Below are 3594 nucleotides of genomic sequence, written 5' to 3'. Positions count from 1 at the left end.
GCCGCCGGGCGGTCGCCGAAGCCGGACTGCTCCGCGCCCCCGGCCATCACGCCGCCTCCGCCGGCTCGGGCAGCCCGAGCGCGGCCGTGAGCTCGTCGAAGCGGGACAGCACCCGCTCCGCCCCGGCCGCATGCAGCCGATCGACCGGGTGGTAGCCCCAGCCGACGCCGATCGCCCGCGCGCCGGCGTCGCGGGCCATCAGCATGTCGAAGGTGGTGTCGCCGATCATGACGGTGGCGTCGGGGCCGTAGCCGAGCTCGTCGCAGAGCTGCCGGATCATGGCCGGATGGGGCTTCGAGGGCGCGTCGTCCGCGGTGCGGCTCGCTGCAATCAGGCCGCGCAGCTCGAAGGTGTCGAGAAAGCGCTCCACCCCCCGGCGGGAGTTGCCGGTGGCGAGCGCGAGCGTGACATCGGAGCGGGCGGCAAGCGCCCGCAGCGTCTCCAGCGCGCCGGGATAGAGCGGGTCCGCGTGGGGCTCGGCCTGCCGGGCGCGCATGAAGGACGCGCGGAAGGCGGCGCCGATCGCGTCGACCGGGTGATCGTCGAAGCCCGCGCTCAGCCGCGCCACCGCCTCGGGCACGGACAGGCCGACGATGCCGACCACGTGCTCCCGCGCGGGCGCGGTGAGGCCGTGGCTCTCATAGGCCTCGGTCATGGCGGCGACGATGCCGTGCTGGCTGTCGAGCAGCGTGCCGTCCACGTCGAACACAACAAGCATCGCCACGCTCCCTTGACTCCGCCTCTCCGGCGCCGGGATACCGCCGCGGGCCGCATGGCACAAGCGGTCGCGTGGTCCCGGCGCGCCGGCGCCCTATTGTGACGCCCTCCACTGTGACGCTTTCAAGGAGCCCCCATGGCGCTGGACGACATCGCGCCCGTGTCGCCGCCCGCGGCCGAGTTCGCCCGGCGCAAGGCGGTCGCGGCCGCCCTTCGCGACGTGGACGCCGGCGAGGACCCGAACGCCGCGGCGAGCGCGCTCGGCGTGGACCGGACGACCTTCGACGGGCTCGCGGCGCAGGCGGCCGAGGCGCGGCGGGCGCGGCTGAGCGCCACCCTGCCGCTGCGCTTCCACGACGCGCCGGAGGACGCGGAGAAGGAGATCCATCAGGACCTGTCGGCGCTGGTCTCCACCGGCGACGGCGAGGGGCTGTGGGTGGGCGCCGACGAGGGCGCGGCGCTGGAGCGGCTGATCGCGGAGCGCGGCGTGGACGGCCGCATCCTCGGCTATGGCGGGCACAAGCGCTTTCAGCTGAAGGACTTCTTCGACTTTCCAAACGGCACGGACGAAGAGGCGGACGTGGAAGGCCTCGCCATCTCCGACGGCTATCTCTGGGTGGTCGGCTCGCACAGCCTGAAGCGGCGCAAGCCCAAGCGCGGCCAGACGGCGGAGGAGGCGCTGGAGCGGCTGACCCAGGTGGTGCGGGAGGGCAACCGCTTCCTGCTCGGCCGCATTCCGCTCGCGGCCGGCGACCGGCCCGGCGTGCTGGAGCCCGTGCGCAAGGCTCCCGCCATCGACAGCGCCTCGCCGAAGCGCAAGGCCGGCTGCGTGGCCATGGGGCGCAAGCACAGCGCGCTGTCGCGCCTGCTCGCCCGCGACGTCCACCTCGGCCCCTTCATGCGCACCCCGTCCAAGGACAACGGGCTCGACATCGAGGGCGTGGCGGTGCGGGGCGACCGGGTGTTCCTCGGCCTGCGCGGGCCGGTGCTGCGCGGCTGGGCGGTGGTGGTGGAGCTGCGCGTCGCGGCCAAGCGCTCCGGCGCGCTCAAGCTGACGCCGGTGGACGAGGACGGGGCGCTCTACTCGAAGCACTTCCTCGATCTGGACGGGCTCGGCGTGCGCTCGCTGATGCTCGAGGGACAGGACCTGATCCTGCTCGCCGGCCCCACCATGGATCTCGACGGCCCGGTGCGACTCTACCGCTGGCGCGGGGCGCTGGCGAGCCAGGACTCCTCCGTCGTGCCCCGCGCGCAGGTGGAGCGCGTGCTGGACATGCCCTTCGGCGAAGGCGTGGACCATGCGGAGGGCGCGACCCTCATCGCGCTCGCGCCGGGCGAAGCTCCGACGCTGGTGGTGGCCTACGACACGCCGGCCGCCGACCGGGTGCTGCTCGACGGCGACGGCGCCCTCGCGGACGTGTTCGAGCTGCCGGAGCACTGGTGACGCCTATCGACTTTTGTCGGACTGCCATTTGTGATCGGGAGACCATAATTAGCATCATCGATAATGAGCACGGAGCGAAAGCGATGCAGCTGTTCGATGATGGCGGTTCCGAGTCCATCTACGCGGCGGAAGGTTATTGGGGCTTCATGGGCGCGGAGGCCGGATACGGCGAGGTCACCCGCCCCGGCGGCTTCAACTGGGACACGTTCCAGGAGGGTGTGAACGCCACCGGCGCGTCCGTCGGCTATGATCCCCTTCACGCCGAAGACATGATCCCCGGGATGGTGTCGACGGTCCTGTTCTCGATCGAACTGCCGGGCGTGACCTTCGACGGCGGTGGCGGCGGTGGCGGCGGCGCGGACTTCAGCGGCGTCACGGGCGGCGTGTCCGGCGGCGGCTTCGACTTCAGCGGCGTGACCGGCGGCGTCTCCGGTGGGAGCAGCGGCGGCTCGGTCGGCACGGTCACGGTCGGTCCGCTCGAGACCATCTACGTCGAGACCAACGCGGAATGATCCCGATGAGGGCGCTCAGGCGAGCGCCCTCATCGCCTCCTCGATCGCGGGCAGCGCCCGCTCGGTCGCTTCCGCGCCCAGCTGGATCGCCTCGTCGGCGCGGTGGAACTCGAACAGGCCGATCCGCCCCAGCCGCGGGCTCACCATCACGTCCGGCGGATCGCCGGCGAGCCGCGAGCGCGAGATGCGGTCCTGGGTGATGTTGAACGCGTCCACCAGCATGGCCGGCAGGCCCGGAGCGCCGGGCTGGGACGCGTTGACGCCGACCGGCGGGCGCTCCTCCGCGGACCGGCGCCCGCGCCGCAGCCGGATGCGGCGGAACCGCTGTGGCGCTTCGACGACGGGCTCGGGCTCCGCCTCGTCGCCCGCCTCCTCCTGCGCCTGGATCACGGTGCCCCGGCCGGCGATCTCCGTCTGGAGATTGACCGCCAGCACCATGCGGCCGCCGAGCGCCCGCGCCGCCGACACCGGCACCGGATTGACCAGAGCGCCGTCCATGAGCCAGCGGCCGCCCACGCGCACCGGCTCGAAGATGCCCGGCAGCGCGTAGGACGCCCGGAGCGCGGTGGAGAGCCGCCCGCGGCCGAGCCAGACCTCGTGCCCGGCGCCGAATTCGGTGGCGATGGCGACAAAGCGGCACGGCAGCTGCTCCATGGCCACGTCGCCGAGATGGGTTTCGAGCTGCGCCCGCAGCCGCCCGCCCGAGATCAGGCCGGCGCCGGCGAAGCGCACGTCCAGCATGCCGAACATGCGGCGCCGGGTGAGCGAGCGCGCCCACGCCTCCAGCTCGTCCAGCTTGCCCGCCGCCCAGCACCCACCCACCACCGCGCCGATGGAGGTGCCGGCGACGATGTCCGGCGTGTAGCCGGCCGCCTCCAGCGCCCGCAGCACGCCGATGTGGGCCCAGCCCCGCGCGGCGCC

Annotated in this window: 4 protein-coding genes; 2 read left to right on the top strand and 2 right to left on the bottom strand. The window is 73.3% G+C overall.

The genetic code is table 11. From position 1 onward, the window contains the following. Positions 1-46 precede the first annotated feature (46 nt). Positions 47-718 (bottom strand): HAD-IA family hydrolase, encoded by a 672-nt coding sequence (locus ACFQ4O_RS16155; RefSeq protein WP_378777173.1) that lies wholly within the window; start codon positions 716-718, stop codon positions 47-49. A gap of 135 nt (positions 719-853) precedes the next feature. Between ACFQ4O_RS16155 and ACFQ4O_RS16150 the strand changes: the two genes are divergently transcribed. After that, positions 854-2161, top strand: a complete 1308-nt coding sequence (locus ACFQ4O_RS16150) for a DUF3616 domain-containing protein (protein WP_378777171.1) — start codon at positions 854-856, stop codon at positions 2159-2161. Continuing rightward, positions 2158-2673 carry a hypothetical protein gene (locus ACFQ4O_RS16145; protein ID WP_378777169.1) on the top strand — a complete coding sequence of 172 codons (516 nt, stop codon included), beginning with the start codon at positions 2158-2160 and terminating at the stop codon, positions 2671-2673. The genes ACFQ4O_RS16150 and ACFQ4O_RS16145 overlap by 4 nt, the downstream gene beginning before the upstream one ends. Positions 2674-2688: 15 nt before the next feature. Here ACFQ4O_RS16145 and ACFQ4O_RS16140 read toward each other — a convergent pair. Beyond that, positions 2689-3594: patatin-like phospholipase family protein (locus ACFQ4O_RS16140; RefSeq protein WP_378777167.1), on the bottom strand; the 906-nt coding region annotated here is incomplete at its 5' end.

It is taken from the genome of Methylopila musalis, assembly GCF_042679725.1.
Taxonomy (GTDB): Bacteria; Pseudomonadota; Alphaproteobacteria; order Rhizobiales; family Methylopilaceae; genus Methylopila; species Methylopila musalis.
Note: the sequence above shows the minus strand (reverse complement) of the source record. Positions and strands in the feature narration are given on the sequence as shown.

Bases quoted from the DNA above. Each gene is read 5' to 3' on its own strand.
- ACFQ4O_RS16155 (WP_378777173.1), bottom strand. From the start codon at position 718: ATGCTTGTTGTGTTCGACGTGGACGGCACGCTGCTCGACAGCCAGCAC.
- ACFQ4O_RS16150 (WP_378777171.1), top strand. From the start codon at position 854: ATGGCGCTGGACGACATCGCGCCCGTGTCGCCGCCCGCGGCCGAGTTC.